This window comes from Sphingobacterium sp. R2, assembly GCF_040760075.1.
Classification (GTDB): Bacteria; Bacteroidota; Bacteroidia; order Sphingobacteriales; family Sphingobacteriaceae; genus Sphingobacterium.
In genome coordinates this window covers 1,994,074-2,019,704 of the sequence record NZ_CP142884.1, presented here as the reverse complement: position 1 = coordinate 2,019,704, position 25,631 = coordinate 1,994,074, and the positions used below count along the sequence as shown (strand labels likewise).

The window sequence follows — 25,631 nt, the reverse complement described above, 5'->3', positions numbered from 1 at the left end:
TTAAATTAGATATTTGATTATACAAATTGTTCAACATACATGAGATCTATAAAACTACTTTTTCTGCTCACAATTCTATCCGGCTTCCTGAAACAAGTCAACGCTCAAACCAATCCAGATTCCAGCGCTTACGAAGTACAGCGGAACCATGTAAACGAACTACTCAATGCCCGACAACAGAAATTTGGTGCTTATGACACCAGTCTGACCAAAAAAACGGGCCTTTTTGGTCTATTTAAATCAAAAGGAGACATGCAAAAGAGTATCGACATCCTTAAAGATATTGTGATTACCGATAATAATATCTTTCTCGAAACACAAAAACTTCTTAAAATCAAAGATTTCGAAAAAGACAAATTTCAGCAGCTGGCAATAGATTATGACAAACAGGTTTCTGCTTACATCGGCACCATTAGCAAGCTTCAGAAAGAAAACGAAAAATTGCGTAGCCAAGTTGACAAAACATCAGGTAATGGAGGTATAAGCACTATTCTCCTTTATATTGCTTTACTTGTAATCGGGGTCTTAGGCTATCTACTCTACGCGGCCAAAGCTAAACAATCCGTGCAAAGCAAGCCTTTACGGAACGACAAAATATAGGATACAATAGGCAAATGCCTGGATTGACACCATAGTCAACAAGTTAAACAGTCATTGGATAATAAAAAGTCAGCCTATTGGTGAAAAAATTGACTATAGTATGATAGCAAATTGTTTTTAATCTCGTTACATTTGTCCTCGCAACAAAATTTGAAGTAGCGGATATGGCAAGAGGATTCAACAGCGGCAATAAACAAGAAGAGGATCTACCAAAACCAAAATTGAATAAGGAGCTCCTGTTGAGAGCTGCAAAATTATTGACCTATTTAAAACCTTATCGGTTTAAATTTGGAATAGGCATGTTTTTCTTGGTATTATCCAGTTTAGCCATGTTAGCTTTCCCAGCGCTACTTGGGGCAATGATCGATGCTGCTCAAGGTAAGCAAAAATATCTCTGGCTTCCTCCAGAAGTATATTACATCGGCGGCATTGCATTTATTATATTATCTTTTCTGTCAGTCGTTTCTTTTTTTCGCATCCGTATTTTTGTTGAAATTGCAGAACGTACATTGGCGGCCCTCCGCAAGGATACTTATCTTAAACTGATTTCCTTACCGATCGAATTTTTTGCCAACCGTCGTGTTGGGGAATTAAACAGCCGGCTTTCTGCAGATCTTTCGCAGATCCAGGATACCTTGACCACCACACTAGCTGAAATCCTAAGGCAGTTGATCAGTCTTTGTTTTGGCGTTTTCCTATTGGTTTGGGTATCGCCCAAACTTGCTCTCATGAACCTTTGTATTTTACCGATCATCGTTGTGGCGGCCATCATCTTTGGAAAATTTATCCGCGAACTATCGAGACAGGCCCAAGACAAAATGGCTGAATCAAACAGTATCGTTCAGGAGACTTTATTAGGGATCAGCAATGTGAAGGCTTTTGTCAATGAATATTTCGAGTTCAACCGTTATAGCAGACAGATGGATTCTGTCGTCCAACTTGCCGTCAAAGGGGCAACTTTTCGGGGTGCATTTGCTTCATTTATCATCTTCTGTATCTTTGGGGCAGTAATCGCTGTTATATGGTATGGAGCAGCATTAGTTGCTATCCACGAAATGACTGTCGGCGACCTGACGACCTACATCCTATACTCGATGTTTGTTGCAGGATCCATGGGCAGTTTTCCTGAACTCTACGCCAATATCCAACGCTCCTTAGGGGCAAGTGAACGCATTTTGGAAATTTTGGATGAACCTCAAGAAAACCTCAATGTGAAGCCGAATTGTAAAGAAGTTCACCAAATAATGACCGGCAAACTAAGCTTCAATCATGTTTCCTTTGCCTACCCAAGTCGTCCCGATATTGAAATTCTAAAAGACATCAACTTTACGGCCCGTGCAGGAGATAAAATTGCCATAGTCGGACCAAGTGGGACAGGAAAATCAACAATCGCTTCATTGATCTTACAATTCTACACGGTCAATACAGGTGAAGTCTGCTACGACGACAGACCAGCATCCGATTTTACATTAAGCGATATCCGTAATCAGGTCGCTATTGTACCGCAGGATGTATTGCTGTTTGGAGGAACTATACGCGAAAATATTGCGTATGGCAAACTCGATGCATCAGAAGACGAAGTTATTGCCGCTGCTAAACGTGCCAATGCACACCAATTTATCCTGAATTTCCCGGAAGGCTATAACACGCTCGTTGGGGAACGCGGGGTTAAACTCTCTGGCGGGCAACGCCAGCGAATAGCTATTGCACGCGCACTGTTAAAAGACCCTGCCATTCTTATCTTAGACGAGGCCACTTCATCACTAGATTCAGAATCTGAGCGCCAGGTACAAGAGGCATTGGAAGAATTAATGCGCGGACGTACTTCGATTATCATTGCGCATAGATTATCTACCATCATCGATGCCGATAAAATTATCGTTGTCGAAAATGGCATCGTATCGGAAAGCGGCACCCACTTTGAGCTGCTCCAAAAAGAAAGCGGCCTCTATCAACACCTCTACAACCTCCAATCGAAACAGCAAAAGATCGATATGTAAAATTTTGTTAATTATTGATTCTTTTTAAACAAAATCACCCTGTGATTGTTCATTTGGTATCATACTTGATTATCATTTGAATATATAACAAAATAGAGGAATTATGAAAAATAGCAAAAATGGATTAGTAGCATTTGCTTTGGTAGGATTGGCTGCGGGAGCTGCTGCATGGTATCTTTTAGGAACTGATGACGGAAAAAAACAATTAGATCGTGCAAATGATGGCATTAAAAGCTTAACTAAATCATTGAAAGATCTTTCTAAGAAAGAAGCTAAGAAAGCACAAAAATTAGCCAATAAAGCTTCATCTGAATTAGATAATTTAAAATCGAAAGCTCAGGCTGCCTTCAACAAGGCGACAGAAGATGCGGATGCACTAAAAAACAAGGCGAAAGAAGCTGGCAGAGAAGCTTTAGAACACGCTAACGGCGCAGCTCAAAACATGGCAAGCAAAATCGATGATACAACTGATGCTGCGAAGTCTAAAATTTCTAACGTATAAGTAAAAATAACGTCTTTTTTAGGAATTGATGTTGCTGGTCACTATCGTGGTTAAAATACATTTGTATCTTTGCTGCATATGACGTTGATGCAACAAGTAAAAACTTTAATTCGGAAAGACATCATTCTGGAATGGCGTTCAAAATATGCTATTAACGGAATTCTACTATATGTCGTATCAACTGTTTTCGTCTGCTATCAAGCATTTAAATCAGTTGATACGACTACTTGGAATGCATTGTTTTGGATTATTATGCTTTTCGCTTCAATCAATGCGATCAACAAAAGCTTCGTCCAAGAAAACCCCAACCGGCAACTCTACTACTACTCACTAGTTGACCCTAGAGCGATCATTTTAGCAAAAATCATCTACAATATGATGGTGATGATACTATTGGCTACCATCGCCTATTTTGTGTATTCAACCATATTCAAAAATCCCATCGGCGATCCGATACTCTACTTCTTATCGGTCATGCTCGGAAGCATTAGCTTTTCCACTGTATTTACCATGATTTCTGGAATTAGCTCCAAAGCAGGAAACAACAGTACGCTAATGGCAATACTTAGCTTTCCAGCAATTATCCCCCTATTGATCGTCTTAATAAAGCTATCTCGCAATGCAATTGAAGGTTTGGAAAGAGCTTCAAGCAGTAAAGAAATAATCGTATTACTCGCAATTAATGTAATCACCATCACTATTTCTTTGTTGTTATTTCCGTACCTTTGGCGAGATTAAATAGAAGCATTGACGAAAAACTAAATTCAATATAACCATGAGAAAAAAATGGTGGAAAGTATTAGCGGTAGTGATTATTTGTGGTGTTATTATTAATGGGCTTTTAGGCCCTGTTCCCCGTCTATTTATCCTACATGAAAGCATACGTAATGTCTATTTTCATGTTCCGATGTGGTTTGCTATGATTTCGATGTATTTGGTTTCTGTAGTATACAGCATTAAATACCTCAATACCGGAAAACAAGCCTATGATCTAATGGCTATAGAGGCCGTAAACACGGGTATCACGTTCTGCTTTTTAGGACTTGCAACGGGTATGCTATGGGCAAATATCACCTGGGGTGAGCCGTGGCCAAACGACCCGAAACTAAATGGCTCTGCGATCGCAACATTGATGTATCTCGCATACCTTGTTCTCAGAAATGCATTGGAAGAAGAACAAAAAAGAGCGAAGATTTCTGCAGTATACAATATTTTTGCCTTTCCGATTATCATTGTACTTATCTATATCTTACCCAAACTAACAGATTCGCTACACCCTGGTAGCGGGGGGAATGGCACATTTGCTGATCTTCAAATGAGTAACGAACTACGCCCGACCTTCTACAGTTCTGTTATTGGATGGATTTTAATAGCCACCTGGATCTGTACTATGCGCTATAGGGTACGCTTGCTCGAAAGGAAAGATTTAAATGCATAGAATTGAATGCTAATCCGATGCTTTGTTTCTAAAATAGAGAAATCGGCTAAAGCTTAATCCATAAAAAAAAATAGGGTATTACATAATTTAAATAACGTGTATCGAATCTTGTATAACACTGAAAGCGATACGAATAATTTTTTAAACAAATGAAAAAAATAACATTGTCAATCGCCTTACTACTCTTATCGACTTTGAGCACATTTGCACAAGATGATGTCGAGATGGCGACTGGGTTACGTAGCGAAGGTAAGATCTACGTTGTTGTATTGGTCATGTTGGTCATTTTTCTAGGTTTGGCTTTCTTTCTTTTCTTGCTCGATCGCCGTATCAGCAAATTGGAAAAAAAGAATAAATAGCACATATTGATCAACACCATGATTATCAGTCAGTTTAGAAATTATTCACCCATTAATATTTTATTTCTATCGCTCGTAGGCTTTGTGCTATGCTTAGGAATATTTTTGCACCTTCCCGATAAACTTGACTCTGTAATTTTTGAACCTGCATTGGGCAATCTATTGGGAGAAAATAATTTAATCAACCTTTCTCCTGCTACCAATGTTTTTATTACGCTGATCTTAACCATCTTCCAGGCGACACTACTCAATCGCATCACAAGCCATTTTAACTTACTCGGGAAACCTAGCTTTCTGGTCGCTTTGATGTACATGACATTGGCCAGCCTGTTTTTACCATTTCTAGTGCTATCTCCAACGCTGATCTGTAATTTTATTTCGATATGGATGTTAAGCAAGTTGCTCTCCTTATATCGGCAGACGGATGTTAAAGCCGAAATGTTTGATCTTGGTATGATTGTAGGCATTGGAAGCTTGGTCTACTTTCCATTCTTAAGCATGTTTGGCTTACTGTGGATAGGATTACTCATTTTCAGACCGTTCAACTGGCGCGAATGGATCACCCCTCTACTCGGCTTGGCCACGGTGTATTTTATCTTGGCGGTAATCTATCTCTGGATGGGCAAAATGGAGCAGTTTTATACGATTTGGCTGCCGTTTACGTACAAATTTCCTACGGCTATCCGTATTCAATTAGTCGACTATCTGGTACTTGTACCGGTCATCTTTACTTTAATACTCTTCTTAATGGTCTTAAAAGACAACTTTTTTAAAAGTGTCGTGCATATTCGCAAGTCATTTCAACTGTTGTTCTTTATGTTATGCCTGGCGGTAGTGTCATTCTACTGGAATAAAAAACTAACTGAAGCCCATTTTTTACTTTGTGCACCTTCTATCGCCATCTATATGGCTTACTATTTCACTTATGCCAAAAAGAAATGGTTTTTTGAGGTCGTATACGCCATTATAACACTCACGATAATCTACTTTCAGTTTTTCTAAAGCCTTGTACAATAAGCGTTTAACCTTTTTTAACAAAATCGGCTTAACAAGCTCGCAAAAATTGAATAGTTTTGTATGCGATTAAAAGCAAAGAACATTTAATATCAGAGTCAAATAACTCGAAAATTTCACTAAAACTAAATAAACATTAGTTTCTCAATTTTATAGATTGACCATGCAGAAACGCTTTACAAGCTCTCTAAGAAATAAATCACTCCAACTGTTGTTAGCAGGGGGAATTTTAGCTAGTTCTACTACCGCATTTGCCCAAAAAACGACATCCGCATCACCCTACTCTCAATTTGGACTTGGTCAGATGCGAGAGGATTTATTGCCACAATATAGAGGTATGGGGGGTGTGAATACCGCTATCCGAAGAATCAATGGCGTATACAACACCAACCCGAGCAATCCTGCATCTTACTCTGCCACACAGTTTACCACCTTTGATGCTGGTCTATATGGCAATTACACACAATTAAATTCAACAACCAGATCAGATAACACGGCTGACTTTGCCTTTAGCCACATCACCATGACTTTCCCCATGAAACGATTTGGCGGGATCAGTTTGGGTATTCTTCCCTACTCCGATATTGGTTATCGGACATCTTCAACAGGAACTTCAAATGCTGATCCTTACACAAAAGTTTTCACCGGCGAAGGTGGTTTGACAAAAGCCTATGCTGGTTGGGGGGTACGCATCGTGAAAGGCCTGAGTATCGGTGCCAACATGTCTTATCTATTTGGAACCTTAAATGATTATAGCCGTGTAGAATTTCTCCCTTCATCGGGAGCATTGAATACCCAGCAACAGAATAAACGCGAAATACAAGGTATTATCTTTGATTATGGTTTACAATACGAGCAACCATTAAATAAGGAATATTCACTGACCTTTGGTTACTCTGGTTCATTGAATAATGATATTAAAGAGAGAACAACAATATTTAATACGAGAACTACCCCTTCTTCTGATCCGGACAACCAAAATATCCCGTTGGACAGTACCTTTATTTCTGACCGCAGTAGCAGACATTTGACCCTTCCACTGAAGCATAATGTCGGTATCACGCTTGCGCGTAGCAACCGCTGGTTAGTTGGTGCTGATTTTAAATACGCAGATTGGTCGAGATTTCAGACTAGAAAAGGAGAAAATGAGCTTCGCAAGAATTACGGCGTAGCGATTGGCGGTCAAATTACCCCCGATGTCACTTCGCTTAGGTATTTGAACCGAGTAGATTATCGGCTTGGATTTAGATATAACAAAACGCAATATTTCCTAAGTAACCAAAATATCAACGATATGGCTGTTACTGTTGGTGTTGGTTTCCCGTTTGCAAGAAATCAATTTTCGGGAGCTTTCTCTAAAATAAACTTTTCAGCAGAATTTGGGCAAATGGGCAAAATCAGCAATAGCCTCTTACGTGAACGTTATATTAACTTTAATATAGGCTTTACCTTAAATGACCGCTGGTTTAGAAGAACACAATTTGATTAATCCGATGGTACGCAAGACCTTTGCTTCAACCATAATCCAAAATATATCGCCCCTAGTAATCGTATCTTTACTAGGGGCGCTCTCATTGACCTCCTGTGAACCTGATTTAAAAGAGGTGGACCGGATTGCCAACATGAAAAAGGAAGAGGCGGTCGACATCTCACGTCATGTAGACATCATCTATAGCGATTCGACACGGGTAAAAGCCAATCTTACCGCTCCTGAAATGCGTATCAAACACGATAGTACCGAAGTATACGAATTTCCAAAAAGCATCAAAATAATCTTTTACGATGACAATTTAAAGGAAACGCAACGCATCACCTCCGACCACGCCATTCGTAGGGAAAAAGAGAAGACGACCACTTTCACAAAAAACGTTGTAGTAACGATGGCTGACGGATCTATCATCAAAACTGAAGAAATCATCTATGACGAAAGTCAAGTTGATAGCAACAGCAACAGGATATTTTATAATCACGTTCCGATAACGGCTTTCTTTCGCGATAATCGGGGCAACTTACAGGGGTCATCATTTACTTCAGACAAAGATTTCAAACATGTCAATATAGCAAATGCCACTGGCTACACCATTATCACCAACAACAATCTATTCCCTTCTTTGGGAAAATAATAGGGTTCAAACCTCCCCTATCGATCGTTTGTTTATACGATTAAGTCTTTTATAACGAATCTATTAAACAAAAAAGGAATAAAGAACTCCGGTTTATACAATTATTTTTGAAATTTGTTTTGCTACATTCAGGAAAATATTCCATTTTTTTTTATAAAAATTGTATCTTGCACCGCATTTTGCTATGCTATGCATAAATTAACGAAATACAAGTATTTACACAATATAAACACAATAAGCAGACTATGGGATTAATGGGCTTTTTGCGTAACAAAGCGGGTGTCATCTTGACCGCAGCTATGGCTATCGCAATTTTAGCATTTTTACTAGGCGATGTCGTTCGGGGGGAGCTCCTTTTTGGGCGAGACATCAAAATCGTGTAGGGGAAGTCAACGGAACTGAAATTGAATATCCTGCGTTCAATCAACAAGTTGAACAAACAGAAGAAATGTTCAAACAACAAATGGGAGGCGCAGTGACTCCTCAAATGAGAACATACGCTGTTCAACAAGTTTGGAATCAATTTTTGTCAAGAGAGATCTTGAAAAAAGAGATTGAAAAAATCGGTTTGACTGTCGGTAAAGAAGAGTTAAATGATTTAGTAAAAGGGCCAAATCCTTCACCTCAAATCGTTCAAGCTTTTACTAACCCACAAACGGGACAGTTTGACCATAGTCAATTGATGACCTTCTTAGGGCAGGTGAATAATAATCCTGCTGTCTACGATCAATGGAATACCCTACTTGAAGGCGTCAGAGATGAACGTTTAAGCAGCAAATACGGCGAGTTGCTTTCCAATAGCGTATACGTTACTTCATTGGAAGCAAACGAAGAATACCAAGAGCGCAATAAATTGGCAAACTTCAAGTACATTCTTTTAGATTATGCTTCTGTCAAAGACGCAGATGCTAAATTGACGGATGCTGATTACCAAGAATATTATGATGAACATAAAAACATGTTCAAAACGCAAGAAGAAACTCGTGCAATTCAATATGTAACTGTAGATGCAAAACCTCTTGCTAAAGATTCTTTGGCGGTGAAAGAGACCATCAACAAATTGAAACAGGATTTAATCGTTGCCAAAGACGACTCCCTGTTTGCTTCGATCAATTCAGACAACAAATATCCGTTCACGTATGTGAAAAAAGGACAGTTGAGTCCTTCTTTGGATTCCGTTGTATTCAACGTTGCTGCTGGCACAACAGTCGGACCTTTTTTAAACAACAACGCGTATGAAATCGCAAAAGTTGTTTCTACGATCGTAAGTCCTGACTCCGTAAAAGCATCTCATATCTTATTGGATCCTACAGCTGAAGGTGGTGTTGATAAAGCACTGGCAAAAGCTGACTCGATCAAAGGTTTGATTCAAAAAGGAGACAATTTTGCAGCGCTTGCAGTTCAGTTTAGCAAAGATCCAGAAAGCAAAACAAATGGTGGTGAACTAGGGACATTCACAAGAGGTCGTATGGTTCCTGAGTTTGAGAATGCTGTATTCGAAGGAAAAACAGGTGATATCAAAGTTGTGAAATCGCAATTTGGTGTGCATATTATCAAAATTGAAAAGCAAACAGGAAGTTCAAAATATGCGAAAGTTGCCATTATTGATAAAGTGATCAGCAGTGGAAAAGAAACGTTGAACAATGCGCATAGCAAAGCAACAGCATTCTTATCTGCAGCTACAGCACAGAACTTTGCTCAGGAAGCGAAAAAACTTGGTTTAGAAGCAAAAACAGCTTCACGTGTAACAGCGATGGACAATGTATTAGATGGTAATGAAGCACCGCGTGATTTAATTAAATGGGCTTTTGATGCTAAAAAAGGCGACATCTCGGACAAAGTATTTGAGACTGAAACTTCTTATATCTTAGCAAGTCTGGTTGATATACAACCTAAAGGAACACTTTCTTTGGAAGCCGTTAAAAAAGATATCGAGCCTGCAGTAAGAAATATGGTTAAAGCGAAGATTTTGAAAGAGAAATTTGACAAAGCTTTAGCAGGTGCATCTTCTATCGATCAAGTTGCTCAAAAAGTGGGTAAATCAGCGATTAACGTTGAAAATGTTGTCTTTGCAAACCCAGTTATCCCTGGTGTTGCATTGGAAAACAAGGTTGTTGGTACCGTTTTTGGACTACAGCCGAATAAACCTTCCAAAGCGATTGAAGGAAGTACAGGAGTTTATGTCGTACAGGTAAACGGTTTTACCAATCCTGCCGCTATTTCCGATATCAACGGACAAAAGAAACAAATGCTTGCAGCTAAAGCACAACGCGCGTGGGGATCTATTTTCCGCGCATTACAAGACAAAGCTGAAATCATTGACAATAGAGTGAAATTCTTTTAAAAGATTTTTAAGTAAATTTGTAGCCGGACGAATTATCGTCCGGCTTTTTTTTGATGTAAATATGGATATTCAAACAAATATTGTCAACAAAGTTGCGCAAAGTGGGTTAGTCACAGTTGACTTGGCCAACTACCATCCACAAGCAGACAATGTGGTATATGATATTAAGGATAATCTCTTCCATGGCTTGATTCTTAAAGAAAAGGATTTCCGCGAGTTCATTAAGACAAACGATTGGTCGCAATATGCCGGTAAACATGTAGCAATTACTTGTAGTGCAGATGCCATTGTGCCTACCTGGGCTTACATGTTATTGGCCAACAAATTGGAACCTTATGCAGCAACAATCATCTTCGGAGACGCGGATGAACTATTACGCATGCAGTATGCTGCAGCTATTGAACGGATTGACATGGAACAATTTCGGGATCAGCGTGTAGTAGTAAAGGGCTGTGGCGACACCTTTATTCCAGAGTCTGTATTCGTACAGTTTACGGTAAAACTAAGCAAAGTGGCAAAAAGCATTATGTATGGCGAGCCTTGTTCTACCGTACCTGTATTTAAACGAGTACAGCCTAAGTAATCCAATCACACCGATGTATAAGTCATTGTCTATGAACGTCTCATTTAATCCCAAAAGTTAAATTTATTTGAATGAAATTAACATTCCTTTTCAAACAAATTTCGTAAACTTACCTACATGAAACTTATATCGACTTTGCTCTTTTACTTATCCGTGGTAGTAAGTACTGCTTTTGCTCAAGAATTACCGCATTTAAAAGAATCTGCATTTAAAGGTGGGGAGAAATTAAAGTATAAACTCCGCTATGGTTTTATTTCCGCCGCAACAGGAACATTAACTGTTGAAGATACAAAGGATGGAGCTGGAAACCCCTCCTTTCATTTATATGCAGCAGGTAAGACTGCAGGTGCCTTTGCGATATATACGGTGCGCAATGAATACAATTCGTATATTAACAGTAAAACATTTTTACCGTATTATTATACCGAAAACATTCGCGAAGGTGGGTACAGAAGGAATGATAAGGTACGCTTCAACCAAGCGACAAATACCGTTGTCGGTAATAAAGGAACATTTAATTCGAAAGTAGATCAAACTTTTGACTTACTTTCTTCCTACTATTTTGCGCGCAACCTGGATCTGTCAACGGTTAAACCGGGAGAATCTTTTAAGCTGACTTATTTTCTGAATGATGAGATTGCTACCTTAGGCATACAATATATTGGAATAGAAAAGATAAAAACAGAATTAGGCACATTAGAGTGCCTCAAATTCAGTCCCGAAATCAAACCGGGACGTATATTTAAAAAAAATAGCAAGCTTTATTTGTGGGTAACCAACGATGGCAACCGTATTCCGGTCAAAGCCAATGTCGATATTTTAATCGGCTCAGTAACGTTAGAATTACTGGAAGCAAGTGGATTAAAGTACAAATTGGGACAACGAGCAAGCTACTCAAAATAAGTAGAATGATTGAAGTAGGAAATGTATTGGTACACGAAGATCTCATCAACAATGACTTTGTGTGTAATTTATCAAAGTGCAAAGGAATCTGTTGTATAGAAGGCGATTCGGGCGCCCCGTTATTGGAAAGTGAAAAGGCCATCTTGGAGGAGATTTATCCTAAAGTAAAGCCTTATATGACAGCGAAAGGTATTGAAGCGATTGAGGAGCAAGGCAAATATGTCATTGATGTCGATGGTGATCTGACGACTACCTGTGTTGATGGTAATAAAGAATGCGCCTATGTAACCTGGGAAAATGGCATCACAAAATGTGCTATTGAAAAAGCTTACGAACTCGGCGAGATCCATTGGCGAAAACCTGTGTCGTGTCACCTATACCCTATACGGACAACACATTATCCCGAATTTGACGTGCTTCACTATGATCGTTGGCATATCTGTAAAGATGCCTGTTCATTCGGGAAAGAACTGCAGGTACCTGTCTTTAAGTTTTTAAAAGATCCGCTAATCCGCACTTACGGTGAGGAATGGTACAAAAATCTGGAGAAAGCAGCCGAAGAGTTGTCATAAAATCACTATCTTTAAGCTTTAACTATTTTGGTATTTCACCCTAATTCATGTCAAAATTAAGAGAGATTCAACGTCCTATTGTCGATGAACTTGAAGCGTTTGAGAAAAAATTCAAAGCTTCGATGAAAAGCTCCGTCCCCTTGTTGGATCGCATTACGCAATACTTGATCAAACGTAAAGGCAAACAAATGCGGCCGATGTTTGTATTCTTTTCAGCGGGCATATGTAACGGAATTAATGAATCCACTTACCGTGGTGCTGCTCTTGTAGAGTTGTTGCACACGGCATCTTTGGTACATGATGATGTGGTGGACAATTCCTACGAACGTCGAGGATTTTTTTCAATCAATGCACTATGGAAAAATAAAATTGCTGTTTTGGTGGGTGATTTTCTATTGTCAAGAGGTTTACTCCTTTCCGTAAAACATCAGGATTATCACTTACTAAAAATTGTATCCGAAGCTGTTGAACAGATGAGCGAAGGTGAATTGCTTCAGATCGAAAAGGCTCGTAAACTGGATATTGAAGAGTCTATTTATTTTGAAGTGATCCGAAAAAAAACAGCCTCGCTAATCGCTTCTTGCTGTGCTTGCGGGTCGGCCTCGTCAAATGCAGATCAGGAAACAGTAGATAAACTTCATCAATTTGGTGAAAAAATTGGAATTGCATTCCAGATTAAAGACGATTTGTTTGACTTTGGTTTAGATGACGTCGGCAAACCCCTCGGCAATGATATCAAAGAGAAGAAAATAACTTTACCGCTCATTTATGCATTACATCAAGTTACTGCCAGCGAAAAACGAAGAATCATTAATTTAGTTAAAAACCACAATGAGGATGCGCAAAAAGTTGCTGAAGTCATTGATTTTGTCCGTAAAAGTGGTGGGTTAGCATACGCTACAAATAAGATGCTGGAATACCAACAAGATGCATTTCGAATATTGAAAGACTTTCCAGACAGCGAATACAAAGCCGGATTGGAGCAATTGGTAAAATACACAACAGAAAGAAAAAAATAAAATGAGTCACGAATTAATGTTTTTTGGTGGATTTCTCATCTTCATTGCGCTTATGCTTGCAATAGATCTTGGGTTATTTTCTAAAGGCGACAAACCTGTCAGCCTGAAGATGGCGAGTATTATGAGTGCCATTTGGGTTTTATTCTCCTTAGGCTTCTATTGGCTGCTACGTCACTATGGATTTGAACTGCACAATATCCATGATTTGAATCACCTCCAAGAGGTCATCGCCAAACATCACCACGATATTAAAATTATTCCCGGCGATCTAGCGGCCAGTCTCGATGTCTATAATAAGAATCTTGGCCTGGAATATCTTACTGGTTATGTTGTGGAATACGCCTTGTCAGTAGATAATATCTTTGTTATGGTCTTACTGTTTACCTCTTTCGGTATTCCAGAGCGTTATTACCATAAAGTTTTGGTTTGGGGTATTTTGGGCGCAATCATTATGCGTTTTCTTTTTATATTCCTTGGTGCCACCCTTATTGCTAAGTTTGGCTGGATTCTGTATGTTTTCGGCGCTTTCCTAGTCTTTACAGGTGTCAAAATGTTTATTAACCGTAACCAGGAAGAGGAAGTCGATCCACAGAATCACCCGGTCGTTAAATTCGCTTCGCGCTACTTTAAAGTAACTCCTAAACTAGATGGTGGACATTTTTTCCATGTCGAGAACGGTGTAAAATACATGACTCCGCTCTTTCTCGTATTGCTGGTGATTGAATTTACCGATCTCATTTTTGCCGTGGATTCTATTCCTGCGATTTTCTCCGTTACCAAAGACCCCTATGTTGTATTTTTTTCGAACATTTTTGCGATTCTAGGCTTACGGTCAATGTTTTTCCTATTGGTCAATATCATACACAAGTTCCAATACCTCAAAGTAGGTTTAGCGTTTTTATTGGTCTTCATTGGACTAAAGATGCTGCTCCACCATTGGTTGGCTGAAGTTGGCTTTACGACAACACATTCACTGATTGTTATTATCGGTATCCTCGCTTTAAGTATTATTGCTTCGCTACTTTTTCCAAAAAAGTCTTCCATCGCGGATTAGGCGAAACGGATTGAAAAAATTATGCTTATCGTGGTGAAATGTTGTAGCAATCGGCAGCACATGATAGACTAAACAAAATATAATGGTCAGAATAAAAATTCTGACCATTCCTATTTAACCTTAGAAAACTTTCATAATTTCTCTGCCTAGCAGTACATTAACATAAAAACAGAAGATTTTTCAGCACAATTATTTTACAGAGGAATTGATCTTACTCAATTTTATTTATTTATTTTAGCACCACATTAAATTAACAACATACTAACTATGAATTGGAATAAAACGATTGTACTAGCCGCTTCACTTTTTGCAGCGTCTTTCCAAGTACAAGCACAAGACAATTTGATCAATGCGCTAAAAGCAAATCAAAATGACAATAGCAAATCTGGATTTACCTTTACTGAAGTCATCAACCTAGGCAACACATCCATCAAAAATCAAGGTTCATCAGGTACTTGTTGGTCTTATTCAGGTAATTCTTTTCTAGAGTCTGAAATGATTCGTATGGGTAAAAAACCGGTTGAGATATCTCAGATTTATACTGCGCGGAACACATACTTAGACAAAGCACGTACCTATGTACGTCTTCATGGTGGATTATCATTGGGCGAGGGCGGTCAATTCCATGATGTATTGAACTCCTTTCGTAAATACGGGACAATGCCGCAATCTGCGTATACAGGTCTCCACTACGGTACTACCCGTAACAACTTTGGCGAAATGACTTCTATGTTGGACGCTATGTTGGGGGCAGTAGTGAAGGGCAAAACATTGACACCAAACTGGGAGAAAGCCTATACCGCTGCCATGGATTCTTACCTTGGAGAGGTTCCTGAGAAATTTGACTATAACGGTAAATCCTACACACCACGTACCTTTGCAGATCAGGTAATCGGTATCAATCCAGACGACTATGTCGGTCTTGCTTCCGTAACCGATCATCCGTATTACAGCCAGTTCGTATTGCTGATTCCAGACAACTGGTCATTCGACCGTTTTTACAACGTTAAAATGAACGATTTAACGGATATCATTGACAACGCTTTACAAAAGGGTTATACTGTCGCTTGGGCAACTGACGTATCTGAAAAAGGTTTCTCCTGGAAAAACGGAGTTGCTTATGTACCTGAAAAACCTTTCGAGGAAATGACGGAGCAAGAAAAATCAACCATGTTCGTGGGTCCTAAACCGGAACTAAAAGTGACAGCCGAAGAAAGACAAAAAGCTTTTGACAACTGGCAAACAACTGATGACCATGGTATGCACATTGTCGGTCTTGTGAAAGATCAAAACGGAAAAGAATATTACATCGTTAAAAACTCTTGGGGCACAACAAATGACTACCACGGTTACTTATATGCCACAAAAGAATTCGTACGTTACAAAACAACTTCTTTGATGTTACACAAAGACGGCCTAACAAAAGATTTAAAGGCTAAGATAAATATTAAATAGACGATTTATCAATCCGCAAAAACACCTCTGAAATTAAAACATCCGAGGTGTTTTTGTTTTCAGATTAATTTGATAACTTAAGCATAATTATGAATCTTTTGTTGAGTGAGTATGAGAAGTATAATCGCATTGTGCCTTACGATTTTATTCGGGAATTTGGCTCATGCCCAGACTAAGGGTGTGAAATTTATAAATGGATTGAGTTGGAAACAACTAAAGGAGCGCGCAGAAGCTGAAAACAAATTTATCTTAATGGAGCTATTTGCGACCTGGTGTGGTCCATGCCAATACATGAGTAATGAAATCTTTCCGCTAGAACAGGTTGGACAGCCCATCAATCAAAACTTTATGAGTGTTAGGGTACAAATGGATTCCACAGAATCTGACAATACCAACGTCAAAAAATGGTATGCCGATGCGCGTGCTATTTCTAATGAATATAATATTCAATCGTTTCCCACATTTCTTATCTTTAATCCCAATGGACAAGTTGTACATCGCATTGTTGGAGCAAGCGATGCGCCTGAATTTGTCGGCCATGTAATGGATGGGCTAAATACCGAAACACAGTATTACACCCTGTTAAAAAAATTCGATAAAAGACCGCAGGACATCTACACGGCAAAGCAGATGCTAAAAGCAGCGAATGTTGCCTACGATGAAAACACTGCGCGCAAGGCAGAAAATACCTTAGCAAATTCATTAGCGACAGATGAGTTGTTCAAAAAGGAGAACGTGCATATTCTATTAGCTGCAGCAAAATTTACCAATTCCAAAGCTTTTAATCTGATCCGGAACAATAAAGAAAAAATAGATATCCTATTAGAGTCACCCGGTATTGCCAACCGTACGTTGGCAAATGTTGTCGTCAACGAATTATTCCAGATAAAAATAGACGCCAAGCACGAACCTAACTGGGATAGTTATCAAAATGAACTGACGGCAAAATATCCGGACATCGATTTCGTTCCGATGTTCAAGAAGATTAGAGCACACTATTACCTTCAGGTGAAAAATTATGTGGCGATGAAGAATACCATCAATGATTATCTATCATCAGAAGATTTTACGCCACATCAATTAAACACTTTTGCCTGGACTATCTTTAATAACAGCAGCGATCCGGCCTGTATTGAATCCGCACTAAGCTGGAGCAAAAAATCGATCATTGAAGATCCGAGCAGCGCATTCTTGGACACCTACTCCAATCTACTCTATAAAAAAGGGGAAAAAGAAAAAGCGATCAAGTGGCAAAACAAAGCCGTCGAAATGGCCAGTGAGGATGATCGTCCGATCTATCAAGAAACGCTTGAAAAGATGATGAAAGGAATAAAAACTTGGGAAAACTAAATGTAACCATAAGAGCCTATCCTGATCATCCATAAAGACAAAAGTCCCGATCCAATTAAGGATCGGGACTTTTATTTCGATAGCAACCTCATCTTGAAGCTTCGAGCTGCCTGTTTACTTTAATGTCTTTATTCCCATGTTCCAAAGTGCAAAAGCATATTTATCCACAGTACTATTGATCAGAACCTCTGTAGACCTTCCAGCACCATGACCGGCTTTTGTCTCAATACGGATCAATACAGGATTATCACAGGCTTGCTTTGCCTGAAGCTCTGAAGCAAACTTATAGGAATGCGCCGGCACCACACGATCATCGTGATCTCCGGTAAAGACCATTGTTGCCGGGTAGCAAACGCCAGATTTCACATTATGCACCGGCGAATACGCTTTCAGATAGTCAAACATTTCTTTGCTATCACTGACCGTACCATAATCATAGGACCACCCTGCACCCGCCGTGAAAGTATGGTAACGCAACATATCCAAAACACCAACCTCGGGAAGAGCAACTTTAGCAATTTTGGGATCGATTGTCATTGTCGCCCCAACAAGTAAGCCACCATTGGATCCTCCGTTTAAAGCGGTATACTCCGGTGATGTATACCCATTCTCCTGCAGGTAACGGGCTGCTGCAATAAAATCATGAAAGACGTTCAATTTGTTGAACTGCCGACCACCATCGTGCCATTTCTGACCATATTCGCCGCCCCCACGGAGATTCGGAACAGCATAAACACCACCATTTGCTAACCACACCGCAACGGAAGTACTAAAGCCAGGGGTTAAGCTGATATTAAAGCCCCCGTAACCATACACAATCGTCGGGTTTTTACCGTTCAGAGCGATCCCCTTTTTGTAGGTAATAATCATCGGAACTTTCGTACCGTCTTTGGATGTGTAGAACACCTGTTTAGATTCATACTGATCCGAGTCAAACTTTACTTTAGGCTTGATATAAAGTGTAGCGCTTCCAGAATTTACGTCAAATTTATAGCTCGAAGACGGTGTAATGTAATTTGAAAAACCAAAATAGATTTCTTTTTCTGTCTTTTTACCCGAAAAGCCACTCGCTGTACCAATGCCAGGCAATTCTATTTGTCTAATCTTCTTACCGGTATAATCGTATTGGATCACAACAGAAACGGCATCCTTCAGATAATTTGCAAAAAGATACCCCCCTCCAGTACTGATCGAAAGGACATTTTCAGTCTCCGGAATAACATCCTTCCAGTTCTCCTCTGCAGGATTCTTCAAATCTACTTTAACCAAACGGTTGTTGGCAGCCTTATAATTTGTCTCCAGTAAGAAACTGTCCCCAATATTGTCAACGACATTTGTATTGGCATCAAAATGGTCCTGTAAGCAAACAATCTTGCTATTCGGCTGCTTGAGATCCTGATAATACAGTTCATTTCCCGTCGTCGTATTTGCTGCGGAGATAATGAGGAACCGTTCATCATCTGTCAACGAAGCACCTACATAACGCCTTGGTGTTGCAGAACCTCCAAAAATCAATTTATCGTCAGACTGTGCTGTGTTGAGTTTATGGTAAAATAATTTATGTTGGTCTGTTTTTTCAGAAAGTTCAGACCCTTTTGGCTTATCGTAGCTTGAATAATAAAACCCATCATTTCCTTTCCACGCGATACCGGAGAATTTAACATCTACGAGTGGGGCTCCCACAGGTGACTTATCTTTGGCATTCAGTACAATGACTTTCCGCCAGTCCGATCCGCCTTCAGAAATAGAATAGGCGACTAGGCTACCATCTTTAGAAAATGAAACGTCCGCTAATGAAGTCGATCCATCTTTCGAGAAGGTATTCGGGTCCAAAAAAACTTCCTCTGTACCTTTATCCCCTAGTTTACGATAAAGCACCGCGTGCTGCTGTAAGCCATTATTTTTAAAAAAATAAGTATAGCCCCCTTCCTTAAAGGGTGTTCCTATTTTTTCATAATTCCATATTTCGGTTAATTGATCCTTCAGTTTTGTGCGGAACGGGATTGCATTCAAATAATCAAATGTGACCTTGTTCTCAGCCTCTACCCAGTTTTTTGTTTCCGCTGAACGATCATCTTCCAGCCAGCGATAGGGGTCTGCAATCTTTTCCCCCCAAAATTCATCCACGACGGTCCCTTTCGTTGTCGTGGGATATGTTAACCGTTGTCCATAACCAGTTGTCGCCGTACCTGCCATACCTATCATCATGAGGATAAGACCAAAATTTTTCTTTTTCATAAAATCGTATACTTGTTTCAACCAACCTAAGTTCAATTCACCTAGTATCTGAATATTTGAGTTGAATATAAACAAATTTATCGACCTCCTATGCTTCTCAGGCTGTATTTATCTTGGAAATCTTACTTTAAAAAGTGCGAATTCATCGTTAACTGACGACCACAATAGGGTACGAAAAGTGCTACAACAAGATCGTTATCCGTTTATCAGCGATAGCGCAAACGATAAAACATCCAATAGCATTTGCTTATTTCTTAGCTGCATATTTCTAGGACCGCAGAAATTTCTTTAGATTTATTTAAATCTTGATTTACTAAAACCATGTTCAAAAAAATCATATATCTTTTAATAGGAATTTCCATGCTGCAAACGGGCGTCAGCAAGGGTCAACAACTACCAGTGGACCAACAGTATAGAGCCACCCCGACCAAGATCAATAATCTTGTGCACACCAGGCTGGATGTACGTTTTGACTATACAAATCAATTCCTCTACGGAAAAGAGTGGGTTACATTGCAACCCCATTTTTACCCGACAGACTCCCTCCGCCTCGATGCAAAAGGAATGGATATCAAACAGGTGTCTTTGGTTAATGACCAGCAGTTAGTCCCATTAAAATACAGCTATGACAACAACTCGATTTTGATCAAACTCGACCGCAAGTATCTTGCAAAAGAAAAGTACACGATATACCTCGATTATACTGCAAAGCCCAACTTATTAAAAGCACAGGGAAGTGCAGCAATCAATGATGCAAAAGGACTTTACTTTATCAATCCTGATGAGCGTACGCCAAATAAACCGCGCCAGATATGGACACAAGGTGAAACCGAAGCGTCTTCAGCATGGTTTCCCACCATCGACCGTCCAAATCAAAAGACCACCGCCGAAATCTCGATGACTGTCCTTGATAGCTATGTGAGTTTATCGAACGGAGCGTTGATAAACCAACAAAAGAATCAGGATGGTACACGCACGGATACCTGGAAAATGGATCTACCACATGCCCCCTACTTGTTTATGATGGCCGTTGGCGATTTCAAAATCTATGCCGATAAGTACAATAATATCCCTGTTGACTATTACCTAGAGCCGAAATATGCGCCCTATGCCAAGGACATTTTTGGGAAGACGCCGGCCATGATGGACTTTTATAGCAGAACGCTGGGTGTCCCTTACCCATGGAATAAATATGCACAGATTGTTTGTCGTGATTATGTTTCAGGTGCAATGGAAAACACCAGTGCAACATTGCACGGTGAACATGTACAAAAGACGAAACGTGAATTGTTGGACGATAATCAGGAGGGAACGATCGCACACGAACTTTTTCACCAGTGGTTTGGCGATTTGGTCACCGCAGAATCTTGGTCCAATCTGACCATGAATGAATCTTTCGCTACTTTCGGCGAGGTTATCTGGCGTGAACACGACGGAGGTAAAGATCGTGGCGATAAATCGAGGTTTGAAAAACTCCAATCTTACCTTAACACGACTAAAAATGGAAAGAGTGCAGCTTTAGCACGCTATTATTATCACGATAAAGAAGATATGTTCGATAACATCAGCTATGCGAAAGGATCATTGATTCTCTATGCCCTAAAAGCACAGATGGGGGATGAAGCATTCTATCAATCGCTAAAAAAATATTTGACAGACAATTCTTTTAAAACCGGCGAACCGCAACAGCTCCGCCTCGCTATGGAAGAGGTGACTGGCAAAGACTGGGCTCCGTATTTCAATCAATGGTATTACAAAGGTGGGCATCCAATTTTGAAGATCACGACAAGAACTGGAGAGAACAGTGTCATACTGAACGTAGCCCAAATTCAAGATTCTACCGTGCAGACATTCCAACTTCCATTGGTCGTCGATATCTATACAAAAAATGGAAAGATCAGACAGAACTTCCAACTCAACAAGCGGAATGCTCAATTGATGATTCCCGTACCTGCTGCTGTTGAATTTATCGATATTGATCCCGAAAAAGTGCTCGTTGGTCAAATTGAAATCGATAAGTCAGCTGCCGACTATCTGTATCAATATGAGCATGCACCTTCCTTTGCCAACCGCGTCGGTGCGATTGCCTACGCCTCAAAAAATCCGACAAATACCATCAGCCAGCAAATCCTAACAGCAGCTTTAAAGGATACCGATCCCGACCTTGCTGCAACAGCAATTCAAGGTCTCGATCTAAGCAATCCCGCCGTCGGCAAGTCAACAGAAAAAACAATCTCGACACTTGCAGAGCAATCCGAAGCCTCTGTTATCCGCGCCTCTGCCATTCAAAAGCTTGCGCAGACTAAAGACAAAAAATACAAAAGCCTAATTCTGAAAGCTGTAAACGACAAATCCTATATGGTTATCGCAAGTTCAATCATGGCGATAAAAAGTGCTTATCCCGATCAACTTCAGCAGTCTTTGAAGCGCATTGATCCCGATGCCACGGAATATCTAAAGGCGCTCATCTCTGAATTATCTAAATCATAGCAAATTATATTGTGGCGGCGAATTTTGTAATCGCCGCCATTTTTTTTAGTTTTGGCCACATGTCAACAAGAACAAAAATTTATTTTGCCTCCGACTTTCATCTTGGATCGTATCCGTTGGAACGTTCACGGGAAAGGGAGCTGCAAATTATACAGTGGCTAGAACAGATCAAAACAGATGCTGCACAGCTCTATCTTGTTGGTGATATTTTTGATTTCTGGTTTGAATATACCACGGTTGTTCCGAAAGGTTACATCCGCTTTTTGGGTAAATTAGCAGAAATATCGGACCTCGGCATTCCCATTACCCTATTTAAAGGGAATCACGATATGTGGATGTTTGATTATCTTAAAGAGGAATTGAACGTAAAAATCGTAGACGATGAATTGGAACTGCAGCTCAATGGCAAAAAGTTCTATATTCACCACGGCGATGGTTTAGGTTCGGGAGACTACAAATACAAAATACTCAAAAAAATATTTCGGAGCCGCATCTGTCAATGGTTATTTGCACGTTTACATCCAAATCTCGGCATTGGAATCGCGACACGCTGGTCAAAACATAGCAGGCTTTCGAATAATGAGGACGAAAAGTTTTTGGGTGAAGAAAAAGAATGGCTAATTGGCTATGCGAAGGAAGTTGAGTCCATACAGCATCACGACTATTATATTTTTGGACATCGACATCTTCCCTATGACATTAACCTGAATGCCAATAGCCGCATCATAAATTTAGGCGAATGGATAAACTACCATACCTATGCGGTGTGGGATGGTGAAACTTTACGTTTGGAGAAATGGGCGGGCAGACCTTAATTTCGCTATCCGATTGCCTGAATGGTTATCACTTTCTTTCGGTAGAAAGCACTTCAAAATTGGAGCAGCTTAGTAAAAAGATCACAGTCAAAAGAAATAGCCTATTGATCGAACAGGACAAAACGCAAAAAGACATCTATTTTTTGGCCTCGGGTTTAGCCCGGGTTTATTACGAGACGCCCAGACGTCAGATTACCCTTGATTTTGTTTCACCCGGTGGAACACTCATTTCCATGAATAGTTATGTGCATGATACCCCAGGTTACGAAAACATCGATTTGCTGGAAGACAGTGTTGTTTATCGCATTAACCAACAACAGCTTTTTGAGCTCTATGAAAATGATATCGCGATTGCCAACTGGGGAAGAAAGATGGCTGAACTCGAATTCATCAAGGCCGAACAACGAACCATGTCCAAGCTCTTTAATACTGCCCAAGAGCGCTATGCCGAGTTACTTCAAAAATATCCCCAATATATCCAGCGCATCAAACTGGGTTACATCGCCTCCTATCTTGGTGTCAGTCAAGTTACTTTAAGTCGGATTCGAGCGAATATTCATGCAAATTTTTAACATTTGTAAAAACTATTACCAACCAAAAGAAGGAACTTTGTCTATAAACAAAGAAAAGGGTATGAACTGGATATTTTTAATATTGGGTGGATTATGTGAAATTGGTTTCACCACCTGTTTGGGCAAAGCGAAAGATGCAACGGGGACTGGACAATGGCTTTGGTATGGGGCCTTTGTGGTCTTCCTTTTTGCGAGTATGGGCTTATTGATCAAAGCTACACAGACACTTCCGCTAGGTACAGCTTACGCTGTTTGGACTGGCATCGGTGCCGTAGGAACAGTTTTAATGGGAATCATTTTCTTCAAGGAGCCAGCAGATTTCTGGCGCATATTCTTTATTTTCACACTCATTGCCTCTATTGTGGGACTAAAAGCAGTTTCCTCTCATTAATAGCCGGCTAGGTAGTTTAAAAGCAACAAAATTTCCTTACTTTTGTACACTCAATAGTAACCTAGGGCATACATTCCTAGAAGAAGCATTTTTGAAATATGTTAGACAAATTACAAGCGATAAAGGAAAGATGGGAAGAAGTGGAAGCTGAATTGAGCAACCCTGAAACCATGCAAGATATGAAACGTTTTGCCAAATTGAATAAAGAATACAAAGATTTGGGCAAGATTGTGGATCAGTACCATATTTACAGAAATATGGTCAGCAATATTGACACTAATAAGGACATCATCATGAACGAGAAGGATCAAGAACTTCGTGAGATGGCTAAAGAGGAATTGGATCTTTTATACGTAGCAAAAGAAGAAAAAGAGGAAGAAATTCGCTTAATGTTGATTCCGAAGGATCCTGAAGACGCGAAAAACGCCATTATCGAAATTCGTGGTGGATCGGGCGGTGATGAAGCAGCTTTATTTGCTGGCGACCTCTATCGCATGTACACCCGTTATTTTGAGACGAAAGGCTGGCGTAATGAGGTCATGGATGTTACCGAAGGAACTTCTGGCGGTTACAAGGAGGTAATATTAAAGGTAATCGGTGAAGACGTTTATGGACAACTGAAATACGAATCAGGTGTACACCGCGTACAACGCGTTCCAGATACTGAAACACAAGGTCGGGTACATACGTCCGCAGCGTCAGTAGCAGTTCTTCCTGAGGCGGAAGATGTGGATGTTGAGATAAATCCAGGTGACATTGAATTACAGACGTCCCGTTCGGGAGGTGCCGGTGGACAGAACGTCAACAAGGTAGAAACAAAAGTACAATTAACACATAAACCGACGGGTATCGTTGTTGTTTGTCAGGTCGAACGTTCCCAATTGGCCAACCGTGAGTTAGCGATGGAGATGTTGCGTAACAAACTTTACGAGCTCGAGTTGAACAAAAAGAACGGCGACATCGCCGCAAAAAGAAAAACATTGGTATCAACAGGAGACCGTTCGGCAAAGATTCGTACCTATAATTACCCACAAGGTCGAGTGACCGAGCACCGTATCGGAATGACAATGTACAACTTACCGGCAATTATGGACGGTGATATTCAAGGAATTATCGATGCACTGCAATTTGCAGAGAATGCAGAGAAGATGAAAGACGGCCAAGTAGATTAGTTTTTTTTCAAAAAATCTTTGCAGATACGTAAACAAACGCTATATTTGCACACCTTCTGAGGAGAAGGGTTGAGGTCTGGTAGTTCAGCTGGTTAGAATACATGCCTGTCACGCATGGGGTCGCGGGTTCGAGTCCCGTCCAGACCGCTTCAAAAGAGAGAGTAATCTCTTACGTTCTTTAACAAAATAAGTTTTTAAGATTTTTAGGTCTGGTAGTTCAGCTGGTTAGAATACATGCCTGTCACGCATGGGGTCGCGGGTTCGAGTCCCGTCCAGACCGCCAAAAATTATTAAAAACAAGCTTTAAGATTTTAGGTCTGGTAGTTCAGCTGGTTAGAATACATGCCTGTCACGCATGGGGTCGCGGGTTCGAGTCCCGTCCAGACCGCTAAAATTTTAAAAACACATTGTTGGTCTGGTAGTTCAGCTGGTTAGAATACATGCCTGTCACGCATGGGGTCGCGGGTTCGAGTCCCGTCCAGACCGCCAACAAAAAAAGCATCACTTATAACTAAGTGATGCTTTTTTTTTGCTTTGATAAGCCTACTTCCACTTTTTTAATTCGTATTGACAAGCGTCCGCAGAATCGTGCAGTTTTGAGAATCCGCCGCGGATCTCCTAATTGCGTTGTGCTGAC

General features: G+C 40.1%; 23 protein-coding genes and 4 tRNA genes. 26 read left to right on the top strand and 1 reads right to left on the bottom strand.

Translation table 11 applies throughout. The annotated features are described in order from the left end of the window. Positions 1-39: 39 nt before the first annotated feature. The 17 genes from VXM68_RS08445 to VXM68_RS08365 all read left to right on the top strand — a co-directional run bounded on the left by VXM68_RS08445 (position 40) and on the right by VXM68_RS08365 (position 17,316). Positions 40-600, top strand: a complete 561-nt coding sequence (locus VXM68_RS08445; protein WP_367210989.1) for a hypothetical protein — start codon at positions 40-42, stop codon at positions 598-600. Between the two features lie 164 nt (positions 601-764). Then, positions 765-2,600, top strand: a complete 1,836-nt coding sequence (locus VXM68_RS08440) for an ABC transporter transmembrane domain-containing protein (RefSeq protein ID WP_294183865.1) — start codon at positions 765-767, stop codon at positions 2,598-2,600. A gap of 103 nt (positions 2,601-2,703) precedes the next feature. Then, the gene (locus tag VXM68_RS08435; protein WP_367210988.1) at positions 2,704-3,102 is read left to right on the top strand and encodes a hypothetical protein; all 399 of its coding nucleotides are present in this window, start codon (positions 2,704-2,706) and stop codon (positions 3,100-3,102) included. Positions 3,103-3,180: 78 nt separating this feature from the next. Then, positions 3,181-3,840 carry a heme exporter protein CcmB gene (locus VXM68_RS08430; RefSeq protein ID WP_293956267.1) on the top strand — a complete coding sequence of 220 codons (660 nt, stop codon included), beginning with the start codon at positions 3,181-3,183 and terminating at the stop codon, positions 3,838-3,840. 37 nt (positions 3,841-3,877) lie between these two features. After that, positions 3,878-4,540 carry a cytochrome c biogenesis protein CcsA gene (gene ccsA / locus VXM68_RS08425; protein WP_294183864.1) on the top strand — a complete coding sequence of 221 codons (663 nt, stop codon included), beginning with the start codon at positions 3,878-3,880 and terminating at the stop codon, positions 4,538-4,540. Positions 4,541-4,689: 149 nt separating this feature from the next. Continuing rightward, positions 4,690-4,899 (top strand): CcmD family protein, encoded by a 210-nt coding sequence (locus VXM68_RS08420; RefSeq protein WP_046672332.1) that lies wholly within the window; start codon positions 4,690-4,692, stop codon positions 4,897-4,899. 18 nt (positions 4,900-4,917) lie between these two features. Continuing rightward, positions 4,918-5,901 (top strand): DUF6427 family protein, encoded by a 984-nt coding sequence (locus VXM68_RS08415; RefSeq protein ID WP_293956265.1) that lies wholly within the window; start codon positions 4,918-4,920, stop codon positions 5,899-5,901. Between the two features lie 175 nt (positions 5,902-6,076). Continuing rightward, positions 6,077-7,402 (top strand): hypothetical protein, encoded by a 1,326-nt coding sequence (locus VXM68_RS08410; RefSeq protein WP_293956264.1) that lies wholly within the window; start codon positions 6,077-6,079, stop codon positions 7,400-7,402. Next, positions 7,368-8,036, top strand: a complete 669-nt coding sequence (gene lptC / locus VXM68_RS08405; protein WP_293879497.1) for an LPS export ABC transporter periplasmic protein LptC — start codon at positions 7,368-7,370, stop codon at positions 8,034-8,036. The genes VXM68_RS08410 and lptC overlap by 35 nt, the downstream gene beginning before the upstream one ends. Before the next feature lie 319 nt (positions 8,037-8,355). Next, positions 8,356-10,380, top strand: coding sequence for a peptidylprolyl isomerase (locus VXM68_RS08400; RefSeq protein ID WP_367211295.1), 2,025 nt, complete (start codon positions 8,356-8,358; stop codon positions 10,378-10,380). 61 nt (positions 10,381-10,441) lie between these two features. Beyond that, a complete protein-coding gene (locus VXM68_RS08395) occupies positions 10,442-10,963 on the top strand; it encodes a DUF2480 family protein (protein WP_293956262.1) in 522 nt (173 codons plus the stop codon). Between the two features lie 117 nt (positions 10,964-11,080). Continuing rightward, entirely contained in the window at positions 11,081-11,866 is a 786-nt protein-coding gene (locus tag VXM68_RS08390; RefSeq protein ID WP_293956261.1) for a DUF3108 domain-containing protein, read from the top strand. 5 nt (positions 11,867-11,871) lie between these two features. Further along, complete coding sequence (locus tag VXM68_RS08385; RefSeq protein ID WP_294183862.1) at positions 11,872-12,438, top strand: DUF3109 family protein; 567 nt, start codon at positions 11,872-11,874, stop codon at positions 12,436-12,438. Between the two features lie 47 nt (positions 12,439-12,485). Beyond that, on the top strand, positions 12,486-13,457 hold the full coding sequence (locus tag VXM68_RS08380; RefSeq protein ID WP_294348731.1) for a polyprenyl synthetase family protein: 972 nt from the start codon (positions 12,486-12,488) through the stop codon (positions 13,455-13,457). 1 nt (position 13,458) lies between these two features. Then, a complete protein-coding gene (locus tag VXM68_RS08375; RefSeq protein WP_209578728.1) occupies positions 13,459-14,511 on the top strand; it encodes a TerC family protein in 1,053 nt (350 codons plus the stop codon). A 267-nt stretch (positions 14,512-14,778) separates the two neighbouring features. Then, the gene (locus tag VXM68_RS08370) at positions 14,779-15,966 is read left to right on the top strand and encodes an aminopeptidase C (RefSeq protein WP_367210987.1); all 1,188 of its coding nucleotides are present in this window, start codon (positions 14,779-14,781) and stop codon (positions 15,964-15,966) included. A gap of 111 nt (positions 15,967-16,077) precedes the next feature. Next, the gene (locus tag VXM68_RS08365) at positions 16,078-17,316 is read left to right on the top strand and encodes a thioredoxin fold domain-containing protein (protein ID WP_367210986.1); all 1,239 of its coding nucleotides are present in this window, start codon (positions 16,078-16,080) and stop codon (positions 17,314-17,316) included. A 114-nt stretch (positions 17,317-17,430) separates the two neighbouring features. Here VXM68_RS08365 and VXM68_RS08360 read toward each other — a convergent pair whose 3' ends face one another. Next, the gene (locus VXM68_RS08360) at positions 17,431-19,554 is read right to left on the bottom strand and encodes a prolyl oligopeptidase family serine peptidase (RefSeq protein WP_294183860.1); all 2,124 of its coding nucleotides are present in this window, start codon (positions 19,552-19,554) and stop codon (positions 17,431-17,433) included. A gap of 321 nt (positions 19,555-19,875) precedes the next feature. On the opposite strand from VXM68_RS08360, the gene VXM68_RS08355 reads away from it, so the two are divergent. The 9 genes from VXM68_RS08355 (at position 19,876) to VXM68_RS08315 (ending at position 25,483) form a co-directional block, all read left to right on the top strand. Beyond that, positions 19,876-22,044, top strand: a complete 2,169-nt coding sequence (locus VXM68_RS08355; RefSeq protein WP_367210985.1) for a M1 family aminopeptidase — start codon at positions 19,876-19,878, stop codon at positions 22,042-22,044. A gap of 59 nt (positions 22,045-22,103) precedes the next feature. Beyond that, the gene (locus VXM68_RS08350) at positions 22,104-22,859 is read left to right on the top strand and encodes a UDP-2,3-diacylglucosamine diphosphatase (RefSeq protein WP_293956254.1); all 756 of its coding nucleotides are present in this window, start codon (positions 22,104-22,106) and stop codon (positions 22,857-22,859) included. Further along, positions 22,841-23,431, top strand: a complete 591-nt coding sequence (locus VXM68_RS08345) for a Crp/Fnr family transcriptional regulator (protein ID WP_294183857.1) — start codon at positions 22,841-22,843, stop codon at positions 23,429-23,431. The genes VXM68_RS08350 and VXM68_RS08345 overlap by 19 nt, the downstream gene beginning before the upstream one ends. Before the next feature lie 61 nt (positions 23,432-23,492). Further along, positions 23,493-23,822: a multidrug efflux SMR transporter gene (locus tag VXM68_RS08340; RefSeq protein ID WP_293956252.1), complete on the top strand. Its 330-nt coding sequence runs from the start codon at positions 23,493-23,495 to the stop codon at positions 23,820-23,822. Between the two features lie 98 nt (positions 23,823-23,920). Further along, positions 23,921-24,994, top strand: coding sequence for a peptide chain release factor 1 (gene prfA, locus VXM68_RS08335; protein WP_293956251.1), 1,074 nt, complete (start codon positions 23,921-23,923; stop codon positions 24,992-24,994). Between the two features lie 73 nt (positions 24,995-25,067). Next, positions 25,068-25,141, top strand: a tRNA-Asp gene (locus tag VXM68_RS08330). A gap of 59 nt (positions 25,142-25,200) precedes the next feature. Continuing rightward, a tRNA-Asp gene (locus tag VXM68_RS08325) sits at positions 25,201-25,277 on the top strand. A gap of 31 nt (positions 25,278-25,308) precedes the next feature. Beyond that, positions 25,309-25,382, top strand: a tRNA-Asp gene (locus VXM68_RS08320). Positions 25,383-25,406: 24 nt separating this feature from the next. Further along, a tRNA-Asp gene (locus tag VXM68_RS08315) sits at positions 25,407-25,483 on the top strand. The last annotated feature ends 148 nt before the right edge of the window (positions 25,484-25,631 follow it).

What these genes read in the sequence shown, in the direction of transcription:
- VXM68_RS08445 (WP_367210989.1), top strand. Translation starts at nt 40, where the DNA reads ATGAGATCTATAAAACTACTTTTTCTGCTCACAATTCTATCCGGCTTC.
- VXM68_RS08440 (WP_294183865.1), top strand. Translation starts at nt 765, where the DNA reads ATGGCAAGAGGATTCAACAGCGGCAATAAACAAGAAGAGGATCTACCA.
- VXM68_RS08435 (WP_367210988.1), top strand. Translation starts at nt 2,704, where the DNA reads ATGAAAAATAGCAAAAATGGATTAGTAGCATTTGCTTTGGTAGGATTG.
- VXM68_RS08430 (WP_293956267.1), top strand. Translation starts at nt 3,181, where the DNA reads ATGACGTTGATGCAACAAGTAAAAACTTTAATTCGGAAAGACATCATT.
- ccsA (WP_294183864.1), top strand. Translation starts at nt 3,878, where the DNA reads ATGAGAAAAAAATGGTGGAAAGTATTAGCGGTAGTGATTATTTGTGGT.
- VXM68_RS08420 (WP_046672332.1), top strand. Translation starts at nt 4,690, where the DNA reads ATGAAAAAAATAACATTGTCAATCGCCTTACTACTCTTATCGACTTTG.
- VXM68_RS08415 (WP_293956265.1), top strand. Translation starts at nt 4,918, where the DNA reads ATGATTATCAGTCAGTTTAGAAATTATTCACCCATTAATATTTTATTT.
- VXM68_RS08410 (WP_293956264.1), top strand. Translation starts at nt 6,077, where the DNA reads ATGCAGAAACGCTTTACAAGCTCTCTAAGAAATAAATCACTCCAACTG.
- lptC (WP_293879497.1), top strand. Translation starts at nt 7,368, where the DNA reads ATGACCGCTGGTTTAGAAGAACACAATTTGATTAATCCGATGGTACGC.
- VXM68_RS08395 (WP_293956262.1), top strand. Translation starts at nt 10,442, where the DNA reads ATGGATATTCAAACAAATATTGTCAACAAAGTTGCGCAAAGTGGGTTA.
- VXM68_RS08390 (WP_293956261.1), top strand. Translation starts at nt 11,081, where the DNA reads ATGAAACTTATATCGACTTTGCTCTTTTACTTATCCGTGGTAGTAAGT.
- VXM68_RS08385 (WP_294183862.1), top strand. Translation starts at nt 11,872, where the DNA reads ATGATTGAAGTAGGAAATGTATTGGTACACGAAGATCTCATCAACAAT.
- VXM68_RS08380 (WP_294348731.1), top strand. Translation starts at nt 12,486, where the DNA reads ATGTCAAAATTAAGAGAGATTCAACGTCCTATTGTCGATGAACTTGAA.
- VXM68_RS08375 (WP_209578728.1), top strand. Translation starts at nt 13,459, where the DNA reads ATGAGTCACGAATTAATGTTTTTTGGTGGATTTCTCATCTTCATTGCG.
- VXM68_RS08370 (WP_367210987.1), top strand. Translation starts at nt 14,779, where the DNA reads ATGAATTGGAATAAAACGATTGTACTAGCCGCTTCACTTTTTGCAGCG.
- VXM68_RS08365 (WP_367210986.1), top strand. Translation starts at nt 16,078, where the DNA reads ATGAGAAGTATAATCGCATTGTGCCTTACGATTTTATTCGGGAATTTG.
- VXM68_RS08360 (WP_294183860.1), bottom strand. Translation starts at nt 19,554, where the DNA reads ATGAAAAAGAAAAATTTTGGTCTTATCCTCATGATGATAGGTATGGCA.
- VXM68_RS08355 (WP_367210985.1), top strand. Translation starts at nt 19,876, where the DNA reads ATGTTCAAAAAAATCATATATCTTTTAATAGGAATTTCCATGCTGCAA.
- VXM68_RS08350 (WP_293956254.1), top strand. Translation starts at nt 22,104, where the DNA reads ATGTCAACAAGAACAAAAATTTATTTTGCCTCCGACTTTCATCTTGGA.
- VXM68_RS08345 (WP_294183857.1), top strand. Translation starts at nt 22,841, where the DNA reads ATGGGCGGGCAGACCTTAATTTCGCTATCCGATTGCCTGAATGGTTAT.
- VXM68_RS08340 (WP_293956252.1), top strand. Translation starts at nt 23,493, where the DNA reads ATGAACTGGATATTTTTAATATTGGGTGGATTATGTGAAATTGGTTTC.
- prfA (WP_293956251.1), top strand. Translation starts at nt 23,921, where the DNA reads ATGTTAGACAAATTACAAGCGATAAAGGAAAGATGGGAAGAAGTGGAA.